This is a genomic window from Paraburkholderia bryophila, assembly GCF_013409255.1.
Classification (GTDB): Bacteria; Pseudomonadota; Gammaproteobacteria; order Burkholderiales; family Burkholderiaceae; genus Paraburkholderia.
Genome location: NZ_JACCAS010000001.1, coordinates 174,032 through 200,397 on the forward strand (window position 1 = coordinate 174,032; position 26,366 = coordinate 200,397).

The window sequence follows — 26,366 nt, forward strand, 5'->3', positions numbered from 1 at the left end:
AACGAAGCGCGCGGCGATCAGCCGGCGCGCGGGAAAGGCGTGCCGCAGCAGCAACCGTCGGGGCATGCCGAGGCAGCAGCGGAGCCGCCAGGGGCCGCCACTGCCGGAGCAGTCGACACCGCTGCAGCACGGGGACACACCGGAACGCCCACTGAGGGGCAAAGGGAAGTCCGTATGAACGTAGCCGATAGACGGCCTCTGCCGTGCCCGTCCGACTGGACCTTCGAATTGATCGAAGAGTACGACTCGCATATTGCCCGTGTTGCAGAGCAATATGAACTCGACGTGTATCCGATCCAGCTCGAACTCATCAGCGCCGAACAGATGATGGACGCGTACGCGTCCGTCGGGATGCCGGTGAACTACCGTCACTGGTCGTTCGGCAAACACTTTCTCTCCACCGAAAAAAGCTACCGTCGCGGGCAGATGGGGCTGGCGTACGAGATCGTCATCAATTCGAACCCTTGCATCGCGTATCTGATGGAAGAGAACACGATGACGATGCAGGCGCTCGTCATCGCGCATGCGGCCTACGGGCACAACTCGTTCTTCAAGGGCAACTATCTGTTCAAACTCTGGACGGATGCGCACGCGATCATCGACTACCTCGTCTACGCGAAGAATTACATCGCCGAGTGCGAGGAGCGTTTTGGGCTCGATCGGGTCGAGGAGCTGCTCGACTCGTGCCACGCGTTGATGAATTACGGCGTGGATCGTTACAAGCGTCCGCAGAAGCTGTCGCTCGAAAAGGAATTCGCGGCGCGCCGCGAGCGCGAGGCGTATCTGCAGTCGCAGGTCAATGAGCTGTGGCGCACCTTGCCGACCCGGCATACGCCGTTGCCGGAGGAAATCGAGGAGCGCTATCCGCCCGAGCCGCAGGAAAACCTGCTGTATTTCGCGGAGAAAAACGCGCCGCTGCTGGAGCCGTGGGAGCGGGAAGTGATCCGCATCGTGCGCAAGGTCGGCCAGTATTTCTACCCGCAGCGGCAGACCCAGGTGATGAACGAAGGCTGGGCGACGTTCTGGCACTACACGTTGCTCAACACCATGTACGCGCAGGGCAAGCTGGAAGACGGCTTCATGATGGAGTTTCTCCATTCGCACAGCAATGTGGTCTACCAGCCGCCGGTCACGAAGCAGTATTACAGCGGCATCAACCCGTACGCGCTCGGTTTTTCGATGATGAGCGACATTCGGCGGATCTGCGAAGCGCCCACCGAAGAAGACCGCCGCTGGTTTCCGGAGCTGGCGGGCAGTCCGTGGCTGCCGGCCATGCACTACGCGATGCGCAACTTCAAGGACGAGAGTTTCGTCGCGCAGTATCTGTCGCCGCATCTGATCCGGGAAATGCGCCTGTTCTCGGTGCTCGACGACGACATGCGCGATTCGCTCGAAGTCTCGGCGATTCATGACGACAGTGGTTATCAGTATGTGCGTCAGGCGTTGTCGCGGCAGTACGACATGCATCACCGGGAACCGAATATTCAGGTGTGGGCGGTCAATACGCGCGGCGACCGGAGTTTGACGCTGCGGCACTTCATGAGCGACAACCGGCATCTGTCGGGGGATAGCGAGGAAGTGCTCAAGCACATGGCGCGGCTGTGGCAATTCGATGTCTATCTGGAGAGCGTCGACGAAAACGGCACGGTGCGTAAGCGCTATGAGTGCCGGTATGTGCCGCCGGCGGTGCGGGTGTGATGGTTTGTCACTGAGCGTTGCAGAAGAAAAAAGCCAGCCTGAATGAAAGCTGGCTTTTTCTTTGGGTGAGGCGAGGGGACGAGGAGCGCTTGTCCTAAATACCGGAAAGCGGTACTATTTTACCGGTTTCCGGTATTTCTCTCCAATTACCGATTTCCGGTAACAAAGTACCGAAAAAAGGTATTCCATGCTCGCAGACTTTCTTCTCACACCCAAGCAGCAGCGCATCCTGGGCGCGCTCGTTCTGAACCCGGATCGCACCTATTCGCTATCTGAGCTATTCGAGTTGAGTGGCGGGGGCCGGAGTTCCACCCAGGACTTCGTTGCGAAGCTGCTGGGCGGCGGCGTGATCCTTCAGCAGACGGGCGGCCGGGCGTCGTATCAGGCAAACTCCCGGCATCCTCTTTACCCCGAGTTACGGCAAATCGCCGTGAAGAGCTTTGGATTGAAAGAGCCGATCGAGCGCGCGTTAGCCGTGCTCGGCGGCAAGATCAGCGCGGCGTTTATCTTCGGGTCGATGGCCGCCGGAATGGCGGGGCCGGCAAGCGACATCGATGTGATGGTGATCGGCGACGCCCGCCTCGGTCGCGTGCAGCGCGAACTCGACGCGGCCGGCGAAACGCTTGGCCGGGAAATTCACGTCAGCGTCTATCCGGAAAATGAGTGGGAGCAGAAGCGTTATTCGGACCCTGTGCTAGAGTCGATCGATCAAGGTCCGAAGATTATGCTCGATGTTTCCACTGCCACCGACTGACAAACTTAGCGGCATGCTCCAAGCCGGCTATCTCCGTAAGACGCCGTTCTCCGCGGCGAACGCTGTGCAGTTTCGTCGCAATGCTGCATCGTTTCTTCAGGCTTCCAAAGACGACAGGCATCCACCTATCGTTCGTTACGCCAACGCTTATGAGGCGGTGCATGCGTTGGCCGTTGGCTTTGTCTACGTTCATGGTCTGGCTCCTCGCGGTGGTGACGGTCATCGCATCAAAGTCATCGGCACGTTGCTGGATCACGCTAAACCCGAGTTGGATCTCGATGACCGCTCGGAGATCGAATACGCGGCGCGGCAGCGTAACGAGAAAATCTATGAATCGCCAGCGCCGCCGCCGTCCGTGAAAGCGGTTGAAGACCTGATCGGTAGCGTCGGTCGGGTCGAGGCAATCATCCACGCGCAGTGGCCGAACTGGTATGCATTGAAGGCAGATAAGGCATAACGCGCCGCCACGCTGCTGCCGCCCCGCACGCGGCACTTCCGCCCACCTAACAAACCCCCATCTTATCCTTGCATTTCTGTAAAATTCGCGCACGCACGCGATGAGCACCTCGCCACGCGCGTTGTGAAGGCGGCGCGACGACCGCCACTTCCGCTTACAGACAAGGAAAGACAACAGCATGACCGACCTGACTGATCAAACCGTGACCTCGGCTCACGACACGCGTCGCCGCATCCTGGCGATCGTTGGCGCTTCATCGGGCAATCTCGTCGAGTGGTTCGACTTTTACGTGTACTCGTTCTGCGCGCTGTACTTCGCGCCGGCGTTCTTTCCGAGCGGCAACACCACCACCCAGTTGCTCAACACGGCGGGTGTGTTCGCCGCGGGCTTCCTGATGCGGCCGATCGGCGGCTGGTTCTTCGGCCGCCTCGCCGACAAGCGCGGCCGAAAAACCGCCATGATGATCTCGGTGTTCATGATGTGCGGCGGCTCGCTGGTAATCGCCGTGCTGCCCACCTATGCACAGATCGGCGCGCTGGCACCGGCTTTGCTGCTGGTCGCGCGGCTGTTCCAGGGCTTATCCGTGGGGGGCGAATACGGCACCAGCGCGACCTATATGAGTGAGGTCGCGCTGAAAGGCCGGCGCGGCTTCTTCGCGTCGTTCCAGTACGTCACGCTGATCGGCGGCCAGTTGTGCGCGCTGCTGGTGCTGGTGGTCCTGCAACAAACGCTGTCCACTGAAGAGCTGAAGGCGTGGGGCTGGCGCGTGCCGTTCGTGATCGGCGCGCTGGCGGCGCTGGTCGCGCTGTATCTGCGTAAATCGCTCGAGGAAACCACGACCGCCGCCACGCGTCAGCGCAAGGAAGCCGGCACGTTGCGCGGCCTGTGGCTGCACAAGGGCGCATTCATGACGGTGCTCGGCTTCACGGCCGGCGGTTCGCTGATCTTCTACACGTTCACCACGTACATGCAGAAGTACCTGGTCAACACGGCCGGCATGCACGCAAAGACCGCCAGCAATGTAATGACCGCGGCGCTGTTCGTCTACATGCTGATGCAGCCCGCGTTCGGCGCCTTGTCGGATCGGATCGGCCGGCGTCGTTCCATGCTGTTCTTCGGCTTCTTCGCGACCATCGGCACGGTGCCGCTGCTGCATGCGCTGAAAGACGTGACGAGCCCGTACGCGGCCTTCGGCCTGGTCGTGGTGGCGCTGGCGATCGTCAGCTTCTATACGTCGATCAGCGGGCTGATCAAGGCCGAGATGTTCCCGCCGGAAGTGCGCGCGCTCGGCGTCGGGTTGTCGTACGCGGTGGCCAATGCGATCTTCGGCGGTTCGGCGGAATATGTGGCGCTGTGGCTGAAATCGATCGGCAGCGAGACGACCTTCTTCTGGTACGTCACCGCGTTGTGCGCGATTGCCGGGATCGTTTCGCTGCGCATGCGCGATCCGTCGAAAGAGGGGTATTTGCGGCACGAGCCTTGAAGCGTCACAGGCTTCTACGCACGAAGTTTGACGAGCCGCGTGCTCAGGCCACCACGATATCCGTGCCCAATGCATGCAGCAGATCGCGCAGCGCCTCGGCCTGCGCCATCTTCGCGTCACTGCGCAAATGAATCTGCAGCGCTCGCCCCTCGATACCATCGACGGGGTGCGCGAGCCACAACTCCACGGCGAGCCCCAATCCTTCCGGCTGGTTGACGACGACCGGCTCGATCACACGCGGCTTGAAACAGGCACTGTCGGACATGGCGGCTGACCTCGGCTGATGATGATGGTTCGGGCTCATCGTAATCAACGCGGCATGCCCCACCAAGCAACAAATACGCGTTTGCTAAGCAGAGGATGCTTAGCAGGAAACGCGCTGACCGCCTGAGCGTCGCGGCCGTGAAGCATCGGCGAGGACCGATCACGCAGCGCAGTGCGTCGCGGGTCGGTCCTCGCGAGCAGGCACCACGACCGCCACCCAACCTCACACCGGTTCGGACCGGTCCGCGACCAGTTCGGAAACGAGCTCCTTCACCGCGGCCACCGGTTCGGCGGCAACGGCGGGCGCGGCCGCCACCGCTGCGACCGCCGCGGCGACGGCCTGTGGCCGCACGCTGAACCCCGCGCGCGCGAGCATCGCGAGATGGTAGTAAAAGCGCTTGGTCAGCCCATAGCGGTAGGCGAACAGATGACCGAACAGGATCTTCAGTCCCGCCCGCACCTGGCGATTGCGCGCGTGCACGGAGACCACGATCGGCGCGAGACGACGTAACGCCAGCCTGCGTGACGGCTCCAGCGAGGCCGGCAAGGACAGCGCCTTGACGAACGCATATGCGCTCACCGTCGCGGCGATTGCCGTGCCGCGCGTGCTATGCGAGATCGACGTCGCCGTCTTGCGATACACCGACACATAGTCGTGCAGGTAAAACACCTCGCGCGCCGCGAGGCACAACTGAGCGCCGAACACGAAGTCGCAGCACATGCCGTACTGATCCGAATACCCGATGCGCTTCACGAGTTGCGCGTCGGCCATCCAGCCGTTGTTCGGGAACATCTGGATCAGACCGGTTCTGCCCGGCAACGGCTGCAGGCCTTCGGCGTCGCGGGTCCGGCGGAAATCGACATTCAACTGCCGGCTACCGTCGAAGTCGATCGTGCCCGCGTGATCGGCTTCGTATTGATCGCCGAACGCGGCGTCGAGTTGCGGATGCCGCTTCCATATCGACACGAGTTTCTCGACGCCGTCCGTGGTGAGCAGGTCGTCGTCGTGAATCAGCAGGATCTTGTCGCCCGTCGCGCGCTCGAACAGGCTTGCGACATTGCGCGCCTGGCCAAGCGGCGGCCGGTTCAGCGTATAGCGCACGCGCGGTTCGTCGCGATAACGCGCCTCGATCAACTGCTGGGTGCGTGCGTCGTTCGAATCGTCGCCGATCACGATTTCCAGATTGTCGTAGCTCTGCGCGAGGCACGAATCGATGCACTGCACCACCAGTTCAGGGCGGTGGCAGGTGGGTAGGCAGACGGAGACGGTGGGAAGAAGGGAGCCTGATGAGATGGACATGATGGACGTCGCCGTTGTTATTCAGTAGGGGGCGGCAGCCGATTCGCCTGGCGCGCTCAGCGTTGCAGGCAGAAAAATAGTCCATTGCGGCGAAAAAATAATCGGTAAAAATCAGGAAGAAATGTTTGGCTTATGAAAGCGCGTGTTAGGGAAAAATTCATGCGGCTTTGCCGCCAAAATGCAGCAAAGCCGCCCGCAGCTTGATGCTAAATATTTCAACTCACTGACGGCTCGCCCTCGCCGGGTTTTTTTCCGGGACGGTCGGCGGGCGACTGATCGCGATCCTGATCGCCGCGCTCGGGCAGCTTGCTCTTCTCGTTGTCGCTATGAACAGCTGGTTGCGGATGCTCGATGTCGGCCGATTTGTCGTTGACGTGCTCCTGGGTTGCACTCATGGCTCTCTCCTCGGTTGGAAAACATCTTGTATGCAGCAAGGCGCAGACCCGGCGCGGGGAGTCGCCATTTTCATGCAGCGCTCACGCAATCGGCGCGCAGTGCAAGCGCAGGATTTTCAGCGCGAACTGATTCGGTATCCGTATGAGGTGCGATGCATCAAACGGTGCTGAAAAAGCCGCCGCTACGACCGACAAAAACCTTGACCGTCGACGGTAGAAAGCGCACCGTGAGGAAGTTCGACCCGCCCGAGGAACACAAAATGAAACTCAATTTCCCGAATCCGAGTCGCAGCTATGACGCGAGCCATCATTGTGTCAATTTCTGGGGATACGACAACGCGCGCGAGATCGCCTTCGCGGTCAACGATTCGGTGATTTCGAATCTGAGCCCCGAAGCCGGTTCCGACGAACGGGCAGTATTAGCGGCCTTCGATCTGCATCGCGAGCAGATCCTGATGCTGGCGCGCGGCGTGTATGTCGCCGGGCCGCAGACGCGCTATACGATTTCCTGACTGATCGCCTGAAAGCTCATCCCGCCGGCTCGCGCGCCGCACCACCCGTCAGCGACACCACGAAGTCGAAGAACGCCCGCACCTTGGCCGGCGGATGATGCCGCGAAGGATAAAGCGCATACAGCGGATAAAGCTCATCGCCCCAATCGGGAAACAGTTCGACGAGCTTGCCGCTCGATAGCAGCGGTTCCGCGCCGAGCGCCAGAATCTGCGCGACGCCCTGGCCGGCCGCGCACGCGCTATGCATGGTGCCGACGTCGTTGACCGTCAGCGGACCTTGCGGCGTCAGCATCAGCTTCTTGCGCCCGCGGTGAAACTCCCAACCGAACGGATAACCCGTGAGCGGATCACGGAATTTGATGCAGACATGCTGCCCGGTCTCGAGATCCGTGGGTGTGGCCGGATGCCCGTGTTTCTTCAGATACGACGGCGCGGCCACCGTCAGAATCCGCGTATCCAGCAGCTTGCGCGCGATCAGCGACGACACCGGCGGAGCGCCGAAACGGATCGCGATATCGAAACCGTCGCTGACCATATCGCCCAATTGATCGCGCGTGATCAACTCGAGCTGCAGATCGGGATGCCTGTCGATAAACCCGCCTAGCCGGGCCCCGAGCACCAGCCGCGAAAAGAACGGATCCATATTCACGCGCAGTCGCCCGCGCACGGCCGTCGCGCCTTGCGCTGCCGACGAGGCCGCTTCTTCGAGGCCGCCCAGCAGCGGCACGATCTGTTCATAGAACCGCCGGCCTTCGTCGGTCAGCGTGACCGAGCGCGTGGTGCGGTCGAACAGCCGGATTCCGAGCCGCGCTTCGAGCCGCGCGACCGATCGGCTCACTCCGGATTGCGACATGTCGAGTGCTTCGCCCGCCGCCGCAAAACTGCCGCAATCGACGATCGCCGTCAACACGCCCATGCCGTTCAGCATGCGCTCGTCAAATGGCATCTGTTATTCCTTTCTTATGCATTAATGCACGACATGCTAACGCGAAAATCTGTTTGAATTCACACGACGGCCAGTGCAAAGGCCGCCCATCCACGCCGATCAATGATGTCTTGTCATGACTGGAATGACAGCGAAGCTATCGCGTCAATCGCGGGGTGGGCGTTAATCTTTGTGAACTCGCTCGAACGACGAAGGCATGCGATTCTCGTCATGCACAGGGCATATTCGAGTGGAATAACGGAGAACGCGTCATGTCGAGAATATTTATTACCGGTTCCGCCGATGGCCTCGGTCAAATGGCCGCGCGACGGCTTGTCGATGCCGGACACCAGGTGGTTTTGCACGCCCGCAGCGCGGCGCGCGCGGACGAAGCACTGAAAGCCGTGCCGCAAGCGGAGTGCGCGTTGGCCGGCGATCTGTCGAGCCTGGCTGAAACGGCGGCGCTCGCGGAGCAGGTGAACCGGCTGGGCCGTTTCGACGCGATCATCCACAACGCGGCGGTTGGTTATCAGGAGCCGCGCCGGATCGCCACGGTCGACGGTTTACCGCATGTGTTCGCGGTCAATACGCTGGCGCCGTATGTGCTGACCGCGCTGATCGAGAAGCCGCAGCGGCTCGTCTATCTCAGCTCGGGCCTGCATCGCAGCGGCGACGCGAGTCTCGACGATCTCGCGTGGGAGCGTCGGCCGTGGCAAGGCACGGCCGCGTATTCGGATTCAAAGCTGCACGATGCGTTGCTGGCGTTCACGATGGCGCGCCGCTGGCCGCAGGTGTTGTCGAATGCGTTGGAGCCGGGCTGGGTCGCGACGAAAATGGGCGGGCCGGGTGCGCCGGACGATCTGGCCGCCGCGCCGACCACGCAGGTGTGGCTCGCGGCGAGCGATGAACCGGCGGCCACCGTCAGCGGCGCGTACTTCTATCACATGAAGCCGCGCGAGACGCATCCGGCGGTAGGTGACGTCGCGGTTCAGGAGCGCTTGATCGAAGCGTGCGCCGGGTTCTCCGGCATCCGTCTGCCGGATTGATGGCGGATACCGCCGTTCAACGTCCCGCGCTGTGCGTTGCCGGCGCGCGCACTTTGGGTTGCGCCGGCGCGACGTCGAGTTGACGAAAGATCCACGCGGACACCAGCGTGATTACGCCCACGCACGCGAAGCTGAAGCGGAAGCCGAGCGCCGCCGAGCCCCATTGCGCCGAAAACAGATTCACGAGCCCACCGCCGATCGACACGCCCAGCCCGATCGCGAGCATCTGCACCATCGAAAACAGGCTGTTGCCGCTGCCCGCATCTTCATGCGAGAGGTCCTTGAGCGTGACGCTGTTCATCGCCGCGAACTGCATGGAGTTGGCCGCGCCGAACACCGCGAGGATCGCGATCTCGATGGCGAGCGGCGTGCCGCGCGTGATCAATGCAAACGCAACGATCGACGAACCGACGATCAGCGTATTGACCAACAGAAACGTGTCGTAGCCGTAGCGGCGGATCAGCGGCGCGATCCAGCGTTTGGCGACGGTGCCGGCGAGCGCCGCGGGCAGCATCATCAGACCGGAGTGCAGCGGCGAATAGCCGAGTTGCAATTGCAGCAGCAAGGGCACGAGAAACGGCACGGCGCTGGAGCCGATACGGCACACCAGATTGCCGATCAGACCGACGCTGAAATTCGGCTCGCTGAACAGCGCCAGCTTGAACAACGGATTGCGGCGGCGCCGCGCGTACGGAATATAGGCGAGGGCGCTGACGACCGCGAGCACGAACAGCCCCGCAGCCCAAGCCGCCCGGTGCGTGGAGAACGGCGCTTCGATCGACAGCGAAAACGCGATCATGCACAGCGACAGCAGCCCGCAACCCACGAAATCGAATGGTGGCGCCTGGGTCTCGCCATGCGTCGGCAGAAAGCGCCGCACCGCATAGAGGCCGACGGCACCGATCGGCACATTGATCAGAAAGATCCAGTGCCACGTCATGTCCTGCACGAACCAGCCGCCGAGCGTCGGTCCGGCGATCGGTCCCAACTGACCCGCGACGGAAATGAACGCCAGCGCCGACACGTACTGCTCGCCCGACACGCTGCGCAACACCGCGAGCCGGCCGATCGGCAACAGCATCGAACCGCCGACGCCTTGCAGCACCCGCGCGATCACCAACTGGCCGAGCGTATGCGCGCTCGCGCAGCAGATCGAGCCGAGCACGAAGATGAGGATCGCCACGAAGTACACGCGGCGTGTGCCGAAGCGGTCGGCGAGCCAGCCGGACGCGGGCGTGAGCATCGCCATGGTCAGCGTGTAGGCGATGATGATCGGCTGCATGGCGAGCGGCGCGACGTGCAGGCTGTTCGCGATCGACGGCAACGCGGTGTTGACGATGGTCGTGTCGAGCGACTGCATGAAAAAGCCGGCGGCGACGATCCACAGCAGCGCGGTCTGAGCGGAATCCTTGTTCATTTTTACGGGGCGGCAAGGCGGGCGGCTAGACGCCCGGACTCGGGGCATTCATTGGGGGAGTGCAGTCATGATATTGACATACCCGTCAATCGGGAACCCCACTAGGAACGCTGACTGTTATCGACATTGCCGATAAGCAGCGCGACAATGCGCCATGCTCAACCCCATCTGGCTCAAAACATTCGCGACGGTCGCCGCCTGCCATAGCTTCACCGAGGCGGGGCGGCGGCTCGACCTGACGCAGTCGAGCGTCAGCGAACACATCCGGCGGCTCGAAGAGAGCGTGGGCCGCCGTCTGTTCGTGCGCGACACCCATTCACTGGCCATGACTGCCGACGGCGAAGCCATGCTCGCACACGCCAGCGTGATCCTGCAGGCGCTCGCGCGGGCTGAATCGCAGTTTCGCGCGCCACGCCTGAAAGGGCGCGTGCGGCTCGGTTCATCCGACGATGTCGCGCTCGGGCCGCTGCCCAATGTGCTGGCGGCGTTTCGCGACGCGCATCCGGATGTCGAGTTGGAAATCACCATCGGCATGACCGGCAAGCTTTACGAATTGCTGGAGGCCGGGTCGATCGATCTGCTGGTGGGCAAGCGCCGGCTCGGCGACCGCCGCGGCGTGCCGCTTTTCACGGGCCGGCTCGAATGGCTCGCGCGTCCCGGGACGCTGGTCGATCTGAGTCAGCCGCTGCCGCTGATTCTGGTCGCCGAGCCGAGCGTGACGCGCGCGGTCGTGCTCGATGCGCTCGCCGAAGCGGGTTTTAGCTGGCAACTGGTGTGCACGAGCAGCAGCCATTCGGGCTGTATCGCAGCGGCGCGCGGCGGGCTGGGAATTACGGTGCGGCCGCAGTATCTGGCCGCGCGCGGGTTGGCGCCGCCGTTGAATGCCGCGGCGCTGCCGGCGTTGCCGTCGGTGGAATTTATCGCGCTGGCGGCCCGGCGGCTGAGCCGGCCGGCGGGCACGCTGATGCAGCTTTTACACGACAGCGATTTGCGCGGGTCGTGGATCGGGGAGTGAGGCGTGGCGGGCGGCGCTTTGTTTTGCTTTGCCTTGCCTTGCCTCACTCAGCCAGGTAAAGCCGCCGCCAGACTATCGAACTCCGCCCCCCACGCCGCGCGCCACGTGTTGCGCGTGGCTTCATCCACCCACGCGCCGTCAATGCCGTTCAGCATGAATTGACGCAATTCTGCGATGCTGAAACCGAAGTGGCTGAACATCAACTGCCACGCTTCGCTCGGATTCACCTTGTGCAAGGTCGGATCGTCGGTGTTCGGATGGATTTTCAGGCCGAGGCCCGGCATACGCCGCATGGGATGCTGTTCGGCCCACACGTCCGGCGCGAGCGTGCGCAGATAGTACGAATTGGTCGGCACGACGGTGAAGACAATGCCGCGCTGCGCATAGCGCGCGGCCAGCTCCGGATTGTCGACGATCGTGTACCCATGATCGATACGGTCGCATTGCAGTAAATCCACTGCGGTCTCGACATTGCGCCACGGCATGCCGAATTCGCCTGCGTGCGCGGTGGTTTTAAAGCCCGCGTTGCGCGCGTCGCGATACGCTTTCCAGAACAGTTCGGGCGGCCGGTCGTTCTCGCGGTAGTCGATGCCCAGACCCGCCACTTCCTCGGCTCGATGCGCGCGCATCCAGTCCACCAGCGCAACGGCTTCATCCGGATCGGCTTCGCGATCGATGCTCGGAATCAGCCGCGCGTTGATACCGAAGTCGCGCGCGGCGTCGCGAATCGCGGTGACGATCGCGGCTTGCGCGTCCCCATACGGAATCTTCGATACGCGCACCGTGCCGGTCGGATTCCAGAAAAACTCGCTATGACGCACCTGATGCGCGGCGGCATCGGCGAGATATTCGTAGGCGATGCGATGCAGGTCGTCGGCTTGCGTGAGCAGGTAGTCGTCCAGCGCGCGCAGCACGCGCAGCACGCCGACCGGTTTCTCGCCGCGCGTATAGAACGAGTCGATTTCCGCGCGGCTGATCGGCGCCTGACTTTTCTCGGCCAGCGCGATAAAAGTCTCATGACGTACCGCGCCCAGCAGATGGCAATGCAACTCGACCTTCGGCAGCGCGGTGAAGAACGCGTGATGCGCGTCGGTGAGCGTGATGCCGAGGCGTGATGCGGGCACGTTGCCCAGTGTCTCTTTCATGTCGGTATGGTTTTTGGTAGTGCGCAAAACTGAGTGTAGTGCGAATGCAAAGGCTAGAAAACGTGTGGCGATCGGGGAAGCTTCAACGCAGATTCAACGCAGCTTCAGCGCGGCGTCAAAGCAGCTTAGTGCGGTTTGACCACGGTATAGAAGTAATAGCCAAGCGGTACGGCCAGCACATACAGACCCCACGGCACTTCGCGGAACCGTCCGGCGAGCAGTTTGACGAGCACGTAGCAGAGCAGGCCGCCCGCAATGCCGGTGCCGAAACTGTTCGACATCAGCGTGAGCAGGACCATCGACAGCACCGGCAGCGAGTCGGTGAAGTCGTCGAAATGCGCGTGACGGATCGTGCTGAACATCGACAGGCCGATCAGGATCAGCGCCGGCGCGGTCGCTTCTTTCGGAATCGCCAGCGCGACCGGCACGAACAGCAGCATCAGCGCGAACATCGCGGCAGCGGCGAGCGACGACAAGCCGCTGCGGCCGCCCGCTTCGACCCCCGCCGCCGATTCCACCAACGCGGTCAGCGCCGGAATACCGAACACGGGCCCGAGCGTCGCGGCGATCGAGTCGACCAGAAACGGCCGGTTGATGTTGGGCAGATTGGCGTTTTCGTCGAGCAGATTGGCCTTGGCGCCGACCGCGAGGGTGGTGCCGAGCGTCGAGAAAAACTCCGCGGCGAAGAACACGAACAGATACGGAATCGACGCCACGCTCAGCGCGCTGACCAGGTCGACCTTGAACGCGATCGGCGCGATGCTGTGCGGCCACGCGAGCAACGACGCGGGCAGATGCGTGACGCCGAGCGGCACCCCTGCACCGGCCGCGATCAGGATCGCCCACAGAATCGCGCCGGGCACGCGGCGGCCCTGCAGCACCACGGCTGCGCCGAGTCCGATTAGCGCGACCAGCGTGCCCGGCCGCGAGAAATCGCCGAGCGCGAGCGCATTGGTTTTCGCGTTGGCGATCACCATGCCCGCATTGCGGAAGCCGAGCACCGCGATGAACAAGCCGATCGACGCACCGAGCCCGAGCTTGATCTGCGCCGGAATCAACCGCATCACGAGACTGCGTGCGCCGACGACGGTCAGGATCAGGAACAGCACACCGGACACGCACGCAATGCCGAGCCCCGTTTGCCACGCGACATGCTCGCCCGCGAGCGTGACGCCAAGAATCACCGAGCCGCCAATGCCTGGGCCAACCAGAAAGGGCAGGTTCGCATACAGCGCCATCAGCACCGTACTCAGCACGAACACGAGAATCGTCGCGGTGGTGGCGGCGCCGCGATCCATGCCGCCCGCTGCCAGCAGCGAAGGGATCACCACCAGCAGATAAGCGGCCGCGAGAAACGACGTGATACCGGCGACGGTTTCGATACGTACGCTGGTCTTGCGCTCGCTGAGCGCGAAACGCCGCTCGAGCCAACTGCTGTCTGCCGGTACTGCGGCAGACGCTGCTTCGGGCATTGAAGATTCGTTATTGATCAATTGATTCATCCTGTAATCGTGCCATTTATACTGCTGCGCATTGCGTCGATGCTTCGCTCACCATGACCGACCGTTCGTCCCTGCTGCCCGCGCTCACGCTGCGACAAATCCAGTACTTCGTCACGCTCGCGCATGCACGCAGCTTCACGCAGGCCGCGAAGTCGCTCGCGTTGACGCAGCCGGCGCTGACCGCGGCGATCCGGCAGATCGAGTTCCTGCTCGGCGGGCCGCTGTTCGCGCGTTCCGCGCATCGGCTGACGCTCACGCACGCGGGCGCCAGCGTGCTGCCGCTCGCCGAACGCCTGCTCAACCAGGCGCGCGGCACCTTCGACGATATGGCGAGCACCTTCGCCGAACGCGTGCAGACGGTGCGTATCGGGCTGATTCCGTCGGCCGCGGCGCGTCTGCTGCCGGCGCTTGCTTCGTTGCGCGCGCAACAGCCGTCGCTGCGCTTCACGCTGAACGACATGCCGAACACCGCGTTGCTCGACGCGGTGCGGCAGGGTGCGGCCGACTTCGGCGTCGGCGTTCATGAGCCCGACGCGCCCGCCACCGAACGCGACGGCGACGCCGTGTTGCGCTATCAGGATCTGTTCGAGGATCAGATCGTCGTAGTGGTGCGGCGCGACGATCCGCTCGCGCAGAAGAAGAGCCTGGCTTGGGCGAAGCTGGTGGGGCGCGACCTCGCCGCGTTCGTACGCGGCAGCGTCAGCGAGGCGTTGCAGCGCACCGGCGGCGCGGAAGGTTTGCAGCTCAACGTCGCCTATCGCGTCGAATACACCGAGCCCCTGTACGAACTGGTGCGCAACCGTCTGGCGATTGCCGTGCTGCCGAGTCTCTACACGATGCATCTGCACGATGCCGAACTGGTCGCGCTGCGTCTCGACAAACCGCGCGTGACCCGCTCGATCGCCCTGATCTCGCTCGACGGCGACGATCGCGGCCCGCACGTGCGGGCTTGCCGCGAGTGGATCGTCGCGCATATTTGAGGGCGAGGGTGGGGGCTGCATTGACGTGCGGTTGCGCTCAGGGCAGCGTCGCCAGCCGTGAGCGCAGCGCGGCGTAGAAACCGTCCGCGTCGACTTCGGTGATCCATGTCGCGTTCGGCTTGCGTCCGCTGTGGCCGCTCCAGTCCACCACGGTTTCGCCGAGCGTCCATTCGCCGACGGTCTCGATCATCACGTTGACCTCGCGTCCCTTGAACAACGACGGGTCGATCAGATAGCCGGTCGCGCACGGGTCGTACATCGGCGCGGATTCGACGCCGCGGCGGCCCTTCTGATAGGCGACTTCCGCGGCCATGATGTCGGCCGCCATCGTCCCGCAACGGTTGCCGAGCGCGCGAATCGGCGCGATACGCGTGGGCGTGATCGGCGCTTTCACGGCGACGTCGCGCGGCAGCACGACGATCGGCACGCCGCTCGCGAATACCACCTGTGCGGCTTGCGGATCGACATAGATGTTGAATTCCGCGGCCGGCGTGATGTTGCCGCGTTCGAAGAACGCGCCGCCCATCAGCACGATGTCGCGAATGCCGTTGCGGATCTCCGGCGCTTCGATCAAAGCCGTGGCCAGGTTGGTCAGCGGGCCGAGCGCGCAGAGCGTCACGCTGTGCGGCGCCGCCGCGCGCAGCGTCTCGATCAGGAACGCCACCGCGTGTTGCGGCGCGAGCGGCGCCAGCGGTTCGTGCAAGGACACACCGTCGAGGCCGGTCTTGCCGTGGACGTTGGCGGCCGTGATCAGTTCGCGCGCGAGCGGCCGCGGGCAGCCGGCATAGACCGGCAGCGAATGCGTGCGCCCGGCCCAGTCGCGGACGATGCGCGCGTTGCGTTCGGTCAGATCGAGCGGCACGTTGCCGGCCACCGTGGTGATCGCGCGTAGGTCGAGCCGGTCGCTGGCGCCGAGCGCGAACAGGATCGCGATCGCGTCGTCCTGGCCCGGATCGCAGTCGATGATCACGCTGCGGCGCGCGTTGTCCTGCGCCATGGCGGCGCTGGAGGAGGCGGCGGCCGCCTCCGCATTGGCGCCTTGATTTGAAGGTGCCGTCTGCGCCGTCATTGTCGTCGCCGCGCCCGCCAGCATCGGCCACGAAGACGCGCCCGCGGCCAGCCCCATCGCCGTGCGCAAAAACTTGCGGCGCGGCTGTGCAGAAGCGATCGGAGCAATCGGCGCAATCGGATCGGTCGGTGCAAGCAAAGCGGCCGGATCAAAGCATTTCGTCATGGTCAGCTCTGGCGTCAAAACACGTGGCGCATGCCGACCGTGGTAATCATCTGCCGGATGCCGGTGGATTGCGCGTAAGCAAAGATCTGCGCGTGTTGTGCATCGCCCGCCGCCTGCTGCGCGATCACCGTCAGCGCGATGTCGGTGCGTTTCGACAGGAAGTAATCGGCCTGCAGATTCACCTGATGCCATTTGGGCCTCGTGTTGATCACATCGTATTTGCCGTCGGTGAAGGCGTACGCGGCGCCGAGAATGAACGCGGGCGTCACGTGATAGTTCACGTTCAGGTTGTAGTTCTGCAAACGCAGATGCGAACCGTCGAGATAATCGTAGCGGACATCCGTGAACAGCGCGGCGAATTGCGCGGCACCGACCGTGTAGAAACCGCCCGTGCCGAAGATGCGCTGTTTGCTCGCGAAGGCGGCCGGATGCAACGCGCTTTTCGCGAAGATCAGCAGCGACGAGGCGTAGTCGTTCGAGATCGCGCCGTCCTGGTTGGTGGCGCTGTACGGATTGTTGTACTGCGCGTAGACCACGCTCCATTTCAGCGGACCGTGCTCGTAACCGGCGCCGAAACTGTAGGCGTTGTTGTTGGCGAAACCGGTGGCGTTGCTGAAACCGTATTCGGCGGTGGCTTTCAGGCCGCGATAGTCGGGCGTCACGTATTTCACCGCGTTCTGCACACGGATGTCGTTATAGCCGTTGTCGTTATCGCCGATGTTGACGCCGTTGCTCGCAATGATCACCGGGCCGACGTAGTCGTGCACTGTGTCGTACTGACGGCCGAAAGTCAGCGTGCCGTAGCGTTTGCTGGCGAGTCCCACGAACGCCTGGCGGCCGAACTCGCGGCCGTTTTGCGACGCGGTGCCGGTCATCACGTTGAAGCCGTTTTCCAGCTGGAAAATCGCGCTCGTGCCGCCGCCCAGATCTTCCACGCCTTTCAGGCCCCAGCGCGGATTCTGGTTGGTGCCCGACAGCGCCTGCCACGCGTTCTTGCCGCCCTGGTTCGTCGCATAGCCGACGCCCGCCGAAATCAGGCCATACAGCGTGACGGTGCTTTGCGCATGCGCGGCGCCGGAGAGCGCGCCGGCAATCGCGAGAGGGGCGAACTTGAGTAGTTTCATCGTGGTCCAGTAGCGGAAAGAGAGGGCGCCGAGCGTGCGGCGCATTCGAACTGGGCTCGACTATACGAAGCCGTCGGCTATAAAAATAATGTTGTTTTCTTATAGTTCTATAAATTAAATCTATTCAACGTGCGGGCGGCGGACCGGCAACGCGACGTGGGTTCGTTGCCGTGTTGCGCGTTTGCCGCGTCGGCCAAATTTTATTTTTTCGACCTGATTCGGCTCGCTATACTTTCCATATGTGGTTATATATTCCACATATGGAACAAAAACAAGCTAAAGCGACGAGACCCCTCATGACCCGAAACCTGACCATCAATCTGCGGATCGCGATCACCATCGCGTTTCTCGGCGCACTGCTGATCGCGACCGGCGCGCTCGGCATTCTCGGCATGAACGAAAGCAACGAAGCGCAGCACGACGCGTACACGGTGCATTTCGCGTCGGTGGTGGCGCTCGGCAAGTCGGGCACGGCGATGTCGCGGGCGCGCTTTGGACTCGACTGGGCGATGAGCAATCCGCACTCGCCGCAACTGAACGCGCAACTCGACCGCGCGCGCATGCTGCTCGGCGATTCGGACAAATGGTGGAACACGTTCCGCGAATTGCCGAAAACGCCTGAATTGCAACGCCTCACCGACGACCTCGACGCCAAACGCACCGCCGTGCGACACGACGGCATCGACCAGTTGATCGCGGCGATTCGCGGCGGCAACGCGAGCTGGATGGACGAAAGCCGCGCGGCGCATCTGATCGGCCTCTACACCGCAATGAACACGAGCCAGGGCGCGCTGGAGGACTATCTGAACCAGCAGGCGAGCGACGCGAGCGAGCGCTCGGCGGCGCTGTTTCATACGCTGCTGGTCGCATGCGTCGCCAGCGTTCTGGTGGGCTTGACGGTCGCGGTTATCAGTTGGCGCACGTTGCGACGCGCGATCATGGCGCCGCTGCACGACGCGCTGCGCCAGTTCGACGCGATCGCTGCCGGCGAGCTGACCACGCGTGTGACGATCCGCTCGAACGACGAAATGGCCACGCTGCTGCGCGGCGTCGCGTCGATGCAGGACAAGCTCGGCGCGACCGTCACCACGGTGCGGGCCGGTTCGCATTCGATCGCGTCGTCCACGCAACAGATCGCCGCCGGCAATCTCGATCTGTCGCAGCGCACCGAGGAACAGGCGGCTTCGCTCGAACAGACCGCGGCGGCGATGGAGCAGCTCACGTCGACGGTGCAGTTGAATGCGCAGAACGCGTATCACGCCAGCGAGCTGGCCTCGCGCGCGTCGGCCATGGCCGCGCGTGGGCGCGATTCGGTCGGCAGCATGGTCGAGACGATGCGGGTGATTCACGCGGGTTCGTCGAAGATGACCGGCATCATTACCGCGATCGAAGGGATCGCGTTTCAGACCAATATTCTTGCGCTGAACGCGGCCGTCGAAGCGGCGCGTGCCGGCGAGGAAGGGCGTGGCTTCGCGGTGGTGGCCGGCGAGGTGCGCAGTCTCGCGCAACGCTCCGCGGCGGCGGCGAAGGAAATCGGCGCGCTGATCGCGGAGTCGACGGCGCGCGTGGAGAGCGGCGCGGGCCTCGTCAACGAAGCGGGCGCGACGATGCAGGAGATCGAAGCGGAGATTGGCCGGGTGGCGAAGATCGTCGGCGAGATCGCGGCGGCGTCGAAAGAGCAGAGCGACGGCATCCAGCAGGTGAGCCTCGCCGTCACACAGATGGACGAGGTCACGCAGCACAACGCCGCGCTCGTCGAGGAGAGCGCGGCGACCGCGAATTCGCTCGCGGATCAGGCGCGGCAATTGAGCGAATTGACCGCGGCGTTCAAGGTGGCGAGCGATCGACCGGAGCGGCCCACGCGAGCCATGCAAACGGCGTAAATCACGAAACGGCGTAAAGCGCGTTGCCCGCCTGACGATCCGCGCAGCGCTTTGCGCGCCGCTCGGTCCGTTACAGCACGAGGCTCAAGCCGGCATCTTGCGGAACGCGATCGCAAAGCGATTCCACGCGTTGATCGCGGACACCAGCAGCGTCAGATCGACCAGTTCTTCGTCACTGAAGTGCGGGCGCACAGCTTCCCACACCGCGTTGGGCACATGCTCGTGCGACACCAGCGTCACCGCTTCGGTCCATTCGAGCGCGGCGCGTTCGCGATCGGTGAAGAACGGCGTTTCGCGCCATACCACCACGGTCGCGAGACGGCGTTCGGTTTCGCCGCCCTTGCGGGCGTCGCTCACGTGCATGTCGACGCAGTACGCGCAGCCGTTGATCTGCGACGCGCGCAGCCGCACCAGTTCGGCCAGCGGTTTTTCGAGCGCCGATTTGCCGATGCGTTCTTCGACGCCGAGCAGGGCTTTGACGGCGGCGGGGTTGGCTTTGTAGAAGTCGAGGCGTTGTTCCATGGTTCACTCCTGAGTCGGGTTGGACGCATGCGGTGATGCGATGAGTGAAGATTAGGCGCTCGATTGGCTTTGTAAAATAACCGATTCAGGCTATTTTAAGGTAACCACTTTGGCGGCCTTCGGGGCGGCTGCTTTGCCGCCCGCGTTGCCGCCCGATAACACAGGTCGGCCACGCGCAGCGCCCCGCGCCGAGCGTCCTTACCGCGCGTAATGGCATCGTTGCCGCGCTTCGGGCGATTCTGTATGGTGAGCCATCGCCTTCCACAGAGAGACCGCATGACTTCCGCCGCCGACCAACCCACGCCGCCCATCCGCACCGACGTCCTGATCGTCGGCGCCGGCCCCGTGGGGCTTTTTGCCGCTTTCGAAGCGGGCGTGCTCGGCCTCACCTGCGAGATCGTCGACGGTCTCGACAAGGTTGGCGGTCAATGCATCGAGCTGTATCCGGACAAGCCGATCTACGATATTCCCGCGATTCCGTCGTGCACCGCACGCGAGTTGGTGGAGCGTCTGATGGCGCAATGCAAACCGTTCAACGTGCCGATTCATCTGGAGCAGCGCGTCGAGTCGGTCGAGCAGCGCGCCGATGGACGCTGGACCGTGCGCACCGAGCGCGGCCTTGCGTTCGATGTCGCCGCGATTTTGCTCGCTGCGGGCAACGGCGCATTCGTGCCGCAGAAGCTCGCGCTCGCCGAAGCCGTGCCGCTCGAATCGCGCCATGTGCACTACAGCGTGCCGCGCCTCGCCGATTTCGCTGACAAGCATGTCGTCGTAGCCGGCGGCGGCGATTCCGCGCTCGACTGGGTGCTAGCGCTGCGCAAGGTCGCGCGGCACGTCACGCTGGTGCATCGGCGCAATGGTTTCAGCGCGGCGGATTCGAGCGTCGAGCTGATGCGGCGCGCGGTCGAGGCAGGCGAGATGGACTTCGTCATCGGCGCGATCGCCGGGCTCACCGTTGAAGACGATGCGTTGAAGGCGATCACGTTGCGCGGCCTCGACGGCGAGACGCAACTCGAGGCGGAGCATCTGGTCGCGCTATACGGACTCGTTGCCGACCTCGGACCGATCGCGCAGTGGGGACTGTCGATTCACGGCGGCCGCATCGACGTGGATACGTCGAACTATGAAAGCTCGCGGCCCGGTATTTTCGCGGCCGGCGACATCGCCAACTATCCGAACAAGCAGAAGCTGATTCTGTCCGGTTTCCACGAGGCGTCGCTGGCGCTGCGCAAGGCGTATTCGTATGCGTACCCGGAAAAAAAGCGCATGCATGTGCATTCCAGTTACGACGCGAAGCTCGCGGAAAAGCTCGGCGCGGTGGGTTGAGCGTCGCGATGGCGCCATGCCGTTCGGCGGCTTCGGCGCAGTCAATCTGAAAGAGCCGGTAGGGAACGAAACGTCCCTGCCGGCTCTTTTTTACCTGCGGACTACGACGTGGGGCGAGGCGTCAAGTCGTTTCATTTCCCCGCGGGTTGGCTAGCGGCGGCGGCCGCGCTGGCCGCCTTGTCCTTTTTCTTCGCTTCGTGGTGGCCGATCGCGCAGCCTGCCGCCGCACCGGCTACGCCATGGTCGCCGGCCACGTGGCCGGCCACGCCGCCCACGACGGCGCCCTTGGTACAGCCCTCGGCATGCACGGCGGTGTTGGCGAGCGCCATGACGGCGGCGAGGGCAACGGTGGTGAAGGCTCGTTTCAATTGATGCTCCTGGTTTTAATGAGAGTGCGTACAGGACCAGCAATTGCGAGGCCTGGGCACGACGGCGTTCATGCTGTCGAACGCGCCTCAGGTGAAACCATGAGCCCGGCGGCGGCCGCCTCCCGGTGTATGCTTTTGGACGGTTGCCCACTTCCCCTTCCTTGCCGCAATGAACCAGCTCGACGTCCCGCCCGCCGATGACAATGACGAACCCGCACCGGCCGGGGCCCCGTTCCCGGCACGGAAGCGCGCGCCCGCCGGCGTCGATTACGGCATGCTGGTCCAGGCGATCGAAGACTATGCGATCTTCCTGCTGGATGCGACCGGCCACATCGTCAGTTGGAGCGCCGGCGCGCAGAAGCTGAAGGGGTACACGGAAGCGGAGATCATCGGCGAGCACTTTTCGCGCTTCTACACCGCCGAAGCGGTGGCACGCGGCTGGCCCGCGTACGAACTGCAGCAGGCGTCGCTGACCGGCCGTTTCGAGGACGAAGGCTGGCGCGTGCGCAAGGACGGCACGACCTTCTGGTCGAACGTCGTGATCACGGCGATCCGCGACCAGGACGGCAAAGTCACGGGCTTCGCCAAGATCACGCGCGACCTGACCGCGCAACGCGAGTATCTGGAAGCGTTGCGGCAGAGCGAAGAGCGTTTCCGGCTGCTGGTGGATAGCGTGAAGGACTACGCGATCTTCATGCTCGATCCGGACGGCAATGTGATCAGCTGGAACGCCGGCGCGGCGCGCATCAAAGGCTATTCGCGCGACGACATTGTCGGCCGGCATTTCTCGACGTTCTATCCGCCGGAGGATGTCGCGGCGGGTAAGCCCGCGCGCGAGCTGGCGATCGCCCGCCAGATCGGTCACGTCGAGGACGAAGGCTGGCGCGTGCGCAAGGACGGCACGACCTTCTGGGCCAACGTCAACATTACCGCCGTGTACGACGAGACGAAGCGCTTGCGCGGCTTCGCCAAGGTCACGCGCGATCTGACCGAACGGCGTCAACGCGAAGAGTTGGAGCGCTCGAGCGACCGCATGCGCACGTTTCTCGCGACCCTCGCGCATGAATTGCGCAATCCGCTCGCGCCGGTGCGCAACGCGCTCGGCGTGATGCAACTGGAGACCGGCGTGAGTCCCACGCTGGCGCGTTCGCGCGATCTGATCGACCGCCAGGTCACGCATCTCACGCGACTGGTCGACGATCTGCTCGACGTCGGCCGGATCATGTCGGACAAAGTCGAGTTGCGCGTGACCGATGTCGATCTGGCCGAAGTGGTGGCGCGCGGCATCGAAGCGGCGCGGCCGTTTACCGACGCGCACGAACAGCGTGTCGTCGTGCATTTGCCGCACGATCCGGTGGTGGTGCGTGGTGACATGACGCGTCTCGTGCAGGTGCTGCAGAACCTGCTGCACAACGCGTCGAAATTCTCGCCGGTGGGCAGCCGTGTCGACGTGCAGGGGCGTATCGAGCATCGCATGGCGGTGCTTGAAGTGCGCGACCAGGGACGCGGGATTCCCGTGCGTTCGCTCGACCGGATTTTCGAATTGTTCGCGCAGGAGAAGGACGGCCTGACCGCGGGCGCGGGCGGCCTCGGTATCGGCCTGACGCTGTGCAAATCGCTGGTCGAGATGCATGGCGGCAGCATTCTCGCGACTAGCGAAGGCGCGGGATGCGGCAGCAGCTTCACGGTGAGCCTGCCGCTGGCCGCCGCGCCGTCCACGGCGGCGGACGATGCGCCGAACGCGGCGGACGGTGAAGTTGCGCCGCTGCGTATTCTGCTGGTCGACGACAATCGCGATTCGGCCGACAGTCTCGCCATGCTGCTCGAACTCAAGGGCCACACGGTGCGGATCGCCTACGAAGGGCAGCAGGCGCTCGACGTCGCGCCGCGTTTCGCGCCGCACCTCGCGGTGATCGATCTGGCGATGCCGAAAATGGACGGCTTCGCGACGATCGCCGGGCTGCTTGCCATGCCTGAACTCGGGAATACGATGTTTGCGGCCATGACCGGCTTCGGTCATGCGAGCGATCGTGAACGTACGCGCGAAGCGGGGTTCGATGTGCATCTGGTGAAGCCGGTGGAACTGGCGCTGTTCGATGATCTGCTGGCGCAGGTCGAGGCGCGGCGTAGCGGCCGGGCTGCGGGTTAGGCTTCTCTCAATGTGGCGCGTGCTTCACTTATGGCGAAGCGTTCCTCGCTGATAACAGACTGTGCCTCGCTTATCACCGAGCGTCTTCGGGCACGTGCTGCCCAAACTATCTTCTGTCAAAACCCTGTCCGCGCGGCTGTGATGCGTGCGGCACGACGCTTGCTGAGCGTCTTCATGCGCGGCGGCGCCTGACACTCCGCCGGCACCTGATCGACAGCTTCTGGGAGGCACGATGCTCGATACGCGAGATCGTGCGGCCGGCGTCAGCGCGCGGCCGCCGCAAAGGTTTGACACGGCTCATCGCGCGCGTGAGACAGCGCGTGCGCAGCCCATGGTGGCGCCTTCCGCGGCGTTGGAAGATTTTCTGCGTAACACGCGTTTCGATCCTCACGATTCCGCTTCGCTCGGTGATGTGTTGCGCGCGCTGGTCGAATACGGCTGTGATCGTGCGCCGTTTGTGCCACTGCCAGGCCATGGTCAGACTTTGGCGCGGTGGCGCGCGTTGGCTGCGGTGGCCGCCTGCGATCTCGGGCTTGTCAAACTCTTCGAAGGCCATACGGATGCGTTGGCGATTCTTGCGGAGTTGGGCGGTCCTGCTGTGGCGTCGGGAAGTCGTTGGGCAGTGTGGGCGGCGGAGCCGCCGGATGCCCGGGTGGTGGCGAGGGTGGGAAATACTCAAAGGGTTGACGGGCAAGCGGGACACGCGGGACAAGTGGGACAAGCAGAGCAAGCAGATCAGGTGGGGCTGCCGGGTTTCGCGGAGCGGATCGCTCAACACACGCAAGTGCATCTCACCGGCACGAAGGCCTGGTGTTCGGGCGCGGCCGTCGTCAGCCATGCGCTCGTGACCGCGTGGCTGGACGACGAACCCGTGCTCGTGGCCGTCGCGATGGATCATCCGACGATCGCGATCGATTCGTCGAAATGGCAGGCTGTCGGCATGCAGGCCACGGCTAGCGCTGACGTCCGCTTCGCGCAGACCCCCGCGACACTGATCGGCACGGCGCACGCGTACGTGCGCCGGCCAGGTTTCTGGCAGGGCGGAGCAGGCATCGCCGCGTGCTGGTACGGCGCCGCCGCGCGGATCGGTGAACGGGTGCGCGAGACGTCGTCGCCTCAGGCGGATGCGCATCGTCTGGCGCATCTGGGCGCGATCGACGTTGCGTTGGCATCGGCCGCTGCCGTGCTGCGCGAAGCCGCTGCGTGGATCGACGCAAACCCGCTCGCCGACGCGCAACGCGTGGCGCTGCGCGCACGCCTCGTCGTGGAGGCGGCGGCGACTGAAGTCATGCATCACGCGACCCGCGCGCTTGGCGCGGGTCCGTTGTGCCGTGACGCACGTTTTGCGCGTGCGCTGGCGGATTTGCCGGTGTTTTTGCGGCAAAGCCACGCGGAGCGCGATCTTGCCGCGCTCGGCGCGCTGATGACGGCCACGCATAACAATGCGGGCACCGATGCGCACGCGAACTCCCATTCAAACGCCACGGCCAACTCGAACGCCAACTCGAACACGAGCGCCAACGTCGCCCCTCACGATCCGGGAACCGCGCCATGGACGCTCTAACGCCCCGCACCGAGGACCGGCCCGCTGACACGACATCGACCTCGCCATCATCCTCACCAACAACCTATTTCGACAACCTCTACCGCCGCAGCGACGACCCCTGGAACCTGCGCGAAGGCTGGTACGAAAGCCGCAAACGCTCGCTCACCCTCGCGCTATTACCGCGTCCGCGCTACCGCAACGCATTCGAACCCGGCTGCGCGAACGGCGAACTGACCTTCGAACTGGCCAAACGCTGCGACGCATTACTCGCAGCCGATCTCCACGAACGCGCCGTGCAACTCGCCGGCGAACGCATGGCCGGCGCATCGCAAGTCCGTATCGAACGACGCACCGTGCCGCGCGATTGGCCCGTCGAGGCCGGCCCCTTCGATCTGATCGTGATCAGCGAATTCGCCTATTACCTGCACGCGGCCGAGCTCGACGCGCTCGCCGGATGCATCGCCGCGTCGCTCACGCCGGACGGCACGCTGCTCGCCTGTCACTGGCGCCGGCCCTTCGCCGAAGCGCTCGAATCCGCCGACACCGCGCATGCGTTGTTCGATGCGCGTTGCGGCCTGACGCGTCTAGCGCATCACGACGAAGCCGATCTGCTGATCGACGTCTGGTCGCGCGACGCACGTTCGGTGGCGCAACGCGAGGGGCTCCTATGATCGGCGTGATCGTTCCGGCGCATAACGAAGAGGCGTTGCTGGCGCCTTGCCTCGCGGCCTTGCTCGGCGCGTCGCGGCATGAGGACCTGGTGGGCGAAACCGTGCGCATCGTGGTCGTGCTCGATGCCTGCGACGACTTCAGCGGCGCCATCGCGCGCGCGTACGGCGTCGAGACCTTGACACTGAAGGCGCGCAACGTCGGCATTGCGCGCGCGACGGGCGCGGATTTTTTACTCGCCGACGGCGCCCGCTGGCTCGCTTTCACCGACGCCGACAGCCGCGTGTCGGCGGGCTGGCTGGTCGCGCAACTCTCGCTGGATGCGGATGCCGTGTGCGGCTCGATTGCCGTCGACGACTGGACCTCGCATCCGCTCAGCGTGCGCGAGTATTTTCGCAAGACGTATGTGGATGCCGATGGTCATCGGCATATTCACGGCGCGAACCTGGGCGTGTCCGCCGACGCGTATCGTCGCGCGGGCGGCTTTCCACCGCTGACCTGCAGTGAAGACGTCGCGCTGGTCGACCGCTTGATCGCGACCGGCGCGCGCATTGCGTGGAGCGCCGCGCCGCGCGTGATCACCAGTGCGCGCGCGGTCGCCCGCGCACGCGGCGGCTTCGGCGATACGCTCGCGGCGTGGGCGGCGGGATGA

The 26,366-nt window shown here is 64.0% G+C and carries 25 protein-coding genes; 14 read left to right on the plus strand and 11 right to left on the minus strand.

The features are described 5' to 3' along the window. The first annotated feature begins 174 nt into the window (after positions 1–174). The 4 genes from GGD40_RS00720 (at position 175) to GGD40_RS00735 (ending at position 4,392) form a co-directional block, all read left to right on the plus strand. The gene (locus GGD40_RS00720; RefSeq protein ID WP_373565240.1) at positions 175–1,698 is read left to right on the plus strand and encodes a SpoVR family protein; all 1,524 of its coding nucleotides are present in this window, start codon (positions 175–177) and stop codon (positions 1,696–1,698) included. A 187-nt stretch (positions 1,699–1,885) separates the two neighbouring features. Further along, positions 1,886–2,452: a nucleotidyltransferase domain-containing protein gene (locus tag GGD40_RS00725; protein WP_179704056.1), complete on the plus strand. Its 567-nt coding sequence runs from the start codon at positions 1,886–1,888 to the stop codon at positions 2,450–2,452. 13 nt (positions 2,453–2,465) lie between these two features. After that, positions 2,466–2,909 (plus strand): hypothetical protein, encoded by a 444-nt coding sequence (locus GGD40_RS00730; protein ID WP_179742480.1) that lies wholly within the window; start codon positions 2,466–2,468, stop codon positions 2,907–2,909. Between the two features lie 178 nt (positions 2,910–3,087). Continuing rightward, positions 3,088–4,392, plus strand: a complete 1,305-nt coding sequence (locus GGD40_RS00735) for an MFS family transporter (RefSeq protein WP_179742481.1) — start codon at positions 3,088–3,090, stop codon at positions 4,390–4,392. 43 nt (positions 4,393–4,435) lie between these two features. On the opposite strand, the gene GGD40_RS00740 is transcribed toward GGD40_RS00735, so the two are convergent. From GGD40_RS00740 to GGD40_RS00750, 3 genes are all read right to left on the minus strand, one after another. Continuing rightward, positions 4,436–4,657 carry a hypothetical protein gene (locus tag GGD40_RS00740; protein ID WP_179704059.1) on the minus strand — a complete coding sequence of 74 codons (222 nt, stop codon included), beginning with the start codon at positions 4,655–4,657 and terminating at the stop codon, positions 4,436–4,438. A 222-nt stretch (positions 4,658–4,879) separates the two neighbouring features. Then, positions 4,880–5,956 (minus strand): glycosyltransferase family 2 protein, encoded by a 1,077-nt coding sequence (locus GGD40_RS00745; RefSeq protein ID WP_179742482.1) that lies wholly within the window; start codon positions 5,954–5,956, stop codon positions 4,880–4,882. Positions 5,957–6,171: 215 nt separating this feature from the next. Beyond that, positions 6,172–6,351: a hypothetical protein gene (locus GGD40_RS00750; RefSeq protein ID WP_179742483.1), complete on the minus strand. Its 180-nt coding sequence runs from the start codon at positions 6,349–6,351 to the stop codon at positions 6,172–6,174. Positions 6,352–6,611: 260 nt separating this feature from the next. Here GGD40_RS00750 and GGD40_RS00755 point away from each other — a divergent pair, with 260 nt between their 5' ends. Next, complete coding sequence (locus GGD40_RS00755; protein ID WP_035545794.1) at positions 6,612–6,863, plus strand: DUF1488 family protein; 252 nt, start codon at positions 6,612–6,614, stop codon at positions 6,861–6,863. A gap of 16 nt (positions 6,864–6,879) precedes the next feature. Here GGD40_RS00755 and GGD40_RS00760 read toward each other — a convergent pair whose 3' ends face one another. Continuing rightward, complete coding sequence (locus tag GGD40_RS00760; protein ID WP_179742484.1) at positions 6,880–7,809, minus strand: LysR family transcriptional regulator; 930 nt, start codon at positions 7,807–7,809, stop codon at positions 6,880–6,882. 251 nt (positions 7,810–8,060) lie between these two features. Here GGD40_RS00760 and GGD40_RS00765 point away from each other — a divergent pair, with 251 nt between their 5' ends. Further along, positions 8,061–8,834 carry an SDR family NAD(P)-dependent oxidoreductase gene (locus tag GGD40_RS00765; protein WP_179742485.1) on the plus strand — a complete coding sequence of 258 codons (774 nt, stop codon included), beginning with the start codon at positions 8,061–8,063 and terminating at the stop codon, positions 8,832–8,834. 16 nt (positions 8,835–8,850) lie between these two features. On the opposite strand, the gene GGD40_RS00770 is transcribed toward GGD40_RS00765, so the two are convergent. Beyond that, positions 8,851–10,251, minus strand: a complete 1,401-nt coding sequence (locus GGD40_RS00770; protein ID WP_179742486.1) for a DHA2 family efflux MFS transporter permease subunit — start codon at positions 10,249–10,251, stop codon at positions 8,851–8,853. Positions 10,252–10,405: 154 nt separating this feature from the next. Between GGD40_RS00770 and GGD40_RS00775 the strand changes: the two genes are divergently transcribed. Beyond that, the gene (locus GGD40_RS00775; RefSeq protein WP_179742487.1) at positions 10,406–11,266 is read left to right on the plus strand and encodes a LysR family transcriptional regulator; all 861 of its coding nucleotides are present in this window, start codon (positions 10,406–10,408) and stop codon (positions 11,264–11,266) included. A gap of 47 nt (positions 11,267–11,313) precedes the next feature. On the opposite strand, the gene add is transcribed toward GGD40_RS00775, so the two are convergent. Next, positions 11,314–12,411, minus strand: coding sequence for an adenosine deaminase (add, locus tag GGD40_RS00780; RefSeq protein ID WP_179742488.1), 1,098 nt, complete (start codon positions 12,409–12,411; stop codon positions 11,314–11,316). Positions 12,412–12,536: 125 nt separating this feature from the next. Beyond that, positions 12,537–13,883: an NCS2 family permease gene (locus tag GGD40_RS00785; RefSeq protein ID WP_179742489.1), complete on the minus strand. Its 1,347-nt coding sequence runs from the start codon at positions 13,881–13,883 to the stop codon at positions 12,537–12,539. A gap of 83 nt (positions 13,884–13,966) precedes the next feature. On the opposite strand from GGD40_RS00785, the gene GGD40_RS00790 reads away from it, so the two are divergent. Further along, complete coding sequence (locus tag GGD40_RS00790) at positions 13,967–14,893, plus strand: LysR family transcriptional regulator (RefSeq protein ID WP_179742490.1); 927 nt, start codon at positions 13,967–13,969, stop codon at positions 14,891–14,893. Positions 14,894–14,930: 37 nt separating this feature from the next. On the opposite strand, the gene GGD40_RS00795 is transcribed toward GGD40_RS00790, so the two are convergent. Together GGD40_RS00795 and GGD40_RS00800 are read right to left on the minus strand one after the other, a co-directional pair. Further along, entirely contained in the window at positions 14,931–16,127 is a 1,197-nt protein-coding gene (locus GGD40_RS00795; protein WP_257030301.1) for a nucleoside hydrolase, read from the minus strand. A gap of 14 nt (positions 16,128–16,141) precedes the next feature. Further along, positions 16,142–17,251 carry a porin gene (locus GGD40_RS00800; RefSeq protein WP_179742491.1) on the minus strand — a complete coding sequence of 370 codons (1,110 nt, stop codon included), beginning with the start codon at positions 17,249–17,251 and terminating at the stop codon, positions 16,142–16,144. 296 nt (positions 17,252–17,547) lie between these two features. Here GGD40_RS00800 and GGD40_RS00805 point away from each other — a divergent pair, with 296 nt between their 5' ends. Further along, positions 17,548–19,134 (plus strand): methyl-accepting chemotaxis protein, encoded by a 1,587-nt coding sequence (locus tag GGD40_RS00805; RefSeq protein ID WP_179742492.1) that lies wholly within the window; start codon positions 17,548–17,550, stop codon positions 19,132–19,134. Positions 19,135–19,218: 84 nt separating this feature from the next. On the opposite strand, the gene GGD40_RS00810 is transcribed toward GGD40_RS00805, so the two are convergent. Beyond that, positions 19,219–19,656 carry a carboxymuconolactone decarboxylase family protein gene (locus tag GGD40_RS00810; RefSeq protein ID WP_179742493.1) on the minus strand — a complete coding sequence of 146 codons (438 nt, stop codon included), beginning with the start codon at positions 19,654–19,656 and terminating at the stop codon, positions 19,219–19,221. Positions 19,657–19,932: 276 nt separating this feature from the next. Here GGD40_RS00810 and GGD40_RS00815 point away from each other — a divergent pair, with 276 nt between their 5' ends. Continuing rightward, positions 19,933–20,982, plus strand: a complete 1,050-nt coding sequence (locus GGD40_RS00815) for an NAD(P)/FAD-dependent oxidoreductase (protein ID WP_179742494.1) — start codon at positions 19,933–19,935, stop codon at positions 20,980–20,982. 131 nt (positions 20,983–21,113) lie between these two features. On the opposite strand, the gene GGD40_RS00820 is transcribed toward GGD40_RS00815, so the two are convergent. Further along, a complete protein-coding gene (locus tag GGD40_RS00820; RefSeq protein WP_257030454.1) occupies positions 21,114–21,311 on the minus strand; it encodes a hypothetical protein in 198 nt (65 codons plus the stop codon). Between the two features lie 208 nt (positions 21,312–21,519). On the opposite strand from GGD40_RS00820, the gene GGD40_RS00825 reads away from it, so the two are divergent. The 4 genes from GGD40_RS00825 (at position 21,520) to GGD40_RS00840 (ending at position 26,366) form a co-directional block, all read left to right on the plus strand. After that, positions 21,520–23,499: a PAS domain-containing hybrid sensor histidine kinase/response regulator gene (locus tag GGD40_RS00825; protein WP_179742495.1), complete on the plus strand. Its 1,980-nt coding sequence runs from the start codon at positions 21,520–21,522 to the stop codon at positions 23,497–23,499. Between the two features lie 232 nt (positions 23,500–23,731). Next, on the plus strand, positions 23,732–25,063 hold the full coding sequence (locus tag GGD40_RS00830) for an acyl-CoA dehydrogenase (RefSeq protein WP_373565241.1): 1,332 nt from the start codon (positions 23,732–23,734) through the stop codon (positions 25,061–25,063). Then, positions 25,051–25,716 (plus strand): SAM-dependent methyltransferase, encoded by a 666-nt coding sequence (locus GGD40_RS00835; protein WP_179742496.1) that lies wholly within the window; start codon positions 25,051–25,053, stop codon positions 25,714–25,716. The genes GGD40_RS00830 and GGD40_RS00835 overlap by 13 nt, the downstream gene beginning before the upstream one ends. After that, positions 25,713–26,366, plus strand: coding sequence for a glycosyltransferase (locus GGD40_RS00840; protein WP_179704076.1), 654 nt, complete (start codon positions 25,713–25,715; stop codon positions 26,364–26,366). Before GGD40_RS00835 ends, GGD40_RS00840 begins: the two co-directional genes overlap by 4 nt.

Excerpts from the sequence above, each read along its gene's own strand:
- GGD40_RS00840 (WP_179704076.1), top strand. The coding sequence starts at position 25,713 with ATGATCGGCGTGATCGTTCCGGCGCATAACGAAGAGGCGTTGCTGGCG.
- GGD40_RS00760 (WP_179742484.1), bottom strand. The coding sequence starts at position 7,809 with ATGCCATTTGACGAGCGCATGCTGAACGGCATGGGCGTGTTGACGGCG.
- GGD40_RS00735 (WP_179742481.1), top strand. The coding sequence starts at position 3,088 with ATGACCGACCTGACTGATCAAACCGTGACCTCGGCTCACGACACGCGT.
- GGD40_RS00810 (WP_179742493.1), bottom strand. The coding sequence starts at position 19,656 with ATGGAACAACGCCTCGACTTCTACAAAGCCAACCCCGCCGCCGTCAAA.
- GGD40_RS00785 (WP_179742489.1), bottom strand. The coding sequence starts at position 13,883 with ATGCCCGAAGCAGCGTCTGCCGCAGTACCGGCAGACAGCAGTTGGCTC.
- GGD40_RS00730 (WP_179742480.1), top strand. The coding sequence starts at position 2,466 with ATGCTCCAAGCCGGCTATCTCCGTAAGACGCCGTTCTCCGCGGCGAAC.
- GGD40_RS00775 (WP_179742487.1), top strand. The coding sequence starts at position 10,406 with ATGCTCAACCCCATCTGGCTCAAAACATTCGCGACGGTCGCCGCCTGC.
- GGD40_RS00830 (WP_373565241.1), top strand. The coding sequence starts at position 23,732 with ATGCTCGATACGCGAGATCGTGCGGCCGGCGTCAGCGCGCGGCCGCCG.
- GGD40_RS00790 (WP_179742490.1), top strand. The coding sequence starts at position 13,967 with ATGACCGACCGTTCGTCCCTGCTGCCCGCGCTCACGCTGCGACAAATC.
- GGD40_RS00835 (WP_179742496.1), top strand. The coding sequence starts at position 25,051 with ATGGACGCTCTAACGCCCCGCACCGAGGACCGGCCCGCTGACACGACA.
- GGD40_RS00720 (WP_373565240.1), top strand. The coding sequence starts at position 175 with ATGAACGTAGCCGATAGACGGCCTCTGCCGTGCCCGTCCGACTGGACC.
- GGD40_RS00795 (WP_257030301.1), bottom strand. The coding sequence starts at position 16,127 with ATGACGAAATGCTTTGATCCGGCCGCTTTGCTTGCACCGACCGATCCG.
- GGD40_RS00740 (WP_179704059.1), bottom strand. The coding sequence starts at position 4,657 with ATGTCCGACAGTGCCTGTTTCAAGCCGCGTGTGATCGAGCCGGTCGTC.
- GGD40_RS00815 (WP_179742494.1), top strand. The coding sequence starts at position 19,933 with ATGACTTCCGCCGCCGACCAACCCACGCCGCCCATCCGCACCGACGTC.
- add (WP_179742488.1), bottom strand. The coding sequence starts at position 12,411 with ATGAAAGAGACACTGGGCAACGTGCCCGCATCACGCCTCGGCATCACG.
- GGD40_RS00725 (WP_179704056.1), top strand. The coding sequence starts at position 1,886 with ATGCTCGCAGACTTTCTTCTCACACCCAAGCAGCAGCGCATCCTGGGC.
- GGD40_RS00765 (WP_179742485.1), top strand. The coding sequence starts at position 8,061 with ATGTCGAGAATATTTATTACCGGTTCCGCCGATGGCCTCGGTCAAATG.
- GGD40_RS00755 (WP_035545794.1), top strand. The coding sequence starts at position 6,612 with ATGAAACTCAATTTCCCGAATCCGAGTCGCAGCTATGACGCGAGCCAT.
- GGD40_RS00820 (WP_257030454.1), bottom strand. The coding sequence starts at position 21,311 with ATGGCGCTCGCCAACACCGCCGTGCATGCCGAGGGCTGTACCAAGGGC.
- GGD40_RS00770 (WP_179742486.1), bottom strand. The coding sequence starts at position 10,251 with ATGAACAAGGATTCCGCTCAGACCGCGCTGCTGTGGATCGTCGCCGCC.
- GGD40_RS00745 (WP_179742482.1), bottom strand. The coding sequence starts at position 5,956 with ATGTCCATCTCATCAGGCTCCCTTCTTCCCACCGTCTCCGTCTGCCTA.
- GGD40_RS00805 (WP_179742492.1), top strand. The coding sequence starts at position 17,548 with ATGACCCGAAACCTGACCATCAATCTGCGGATCGCGATCACCATCGCG.
- GGD40_RS00825 (WP_179742495.1), top strand. The coding sequence starts at position 21,520 with ATGAACCAGCTCGACGTCCCGCCCGCCGATGACAATGACGAACCCGCA.
- GGD40_RS00750 (WP_179742483.1), bottom strand. The coding sequence starts at position 6,351 with ATGAGTGCAACCCAGGAGCACGTCAACGACAAATCGGCCGACATCGAG.
- GGD40_RS00800 (WP_179742491.1), bottom strand. The coding sequence starts at position 17,251 with ATGAAACTACTCAAGTTCGCCCCTCTCGCGATTGCCGGCGCGCTCTCC.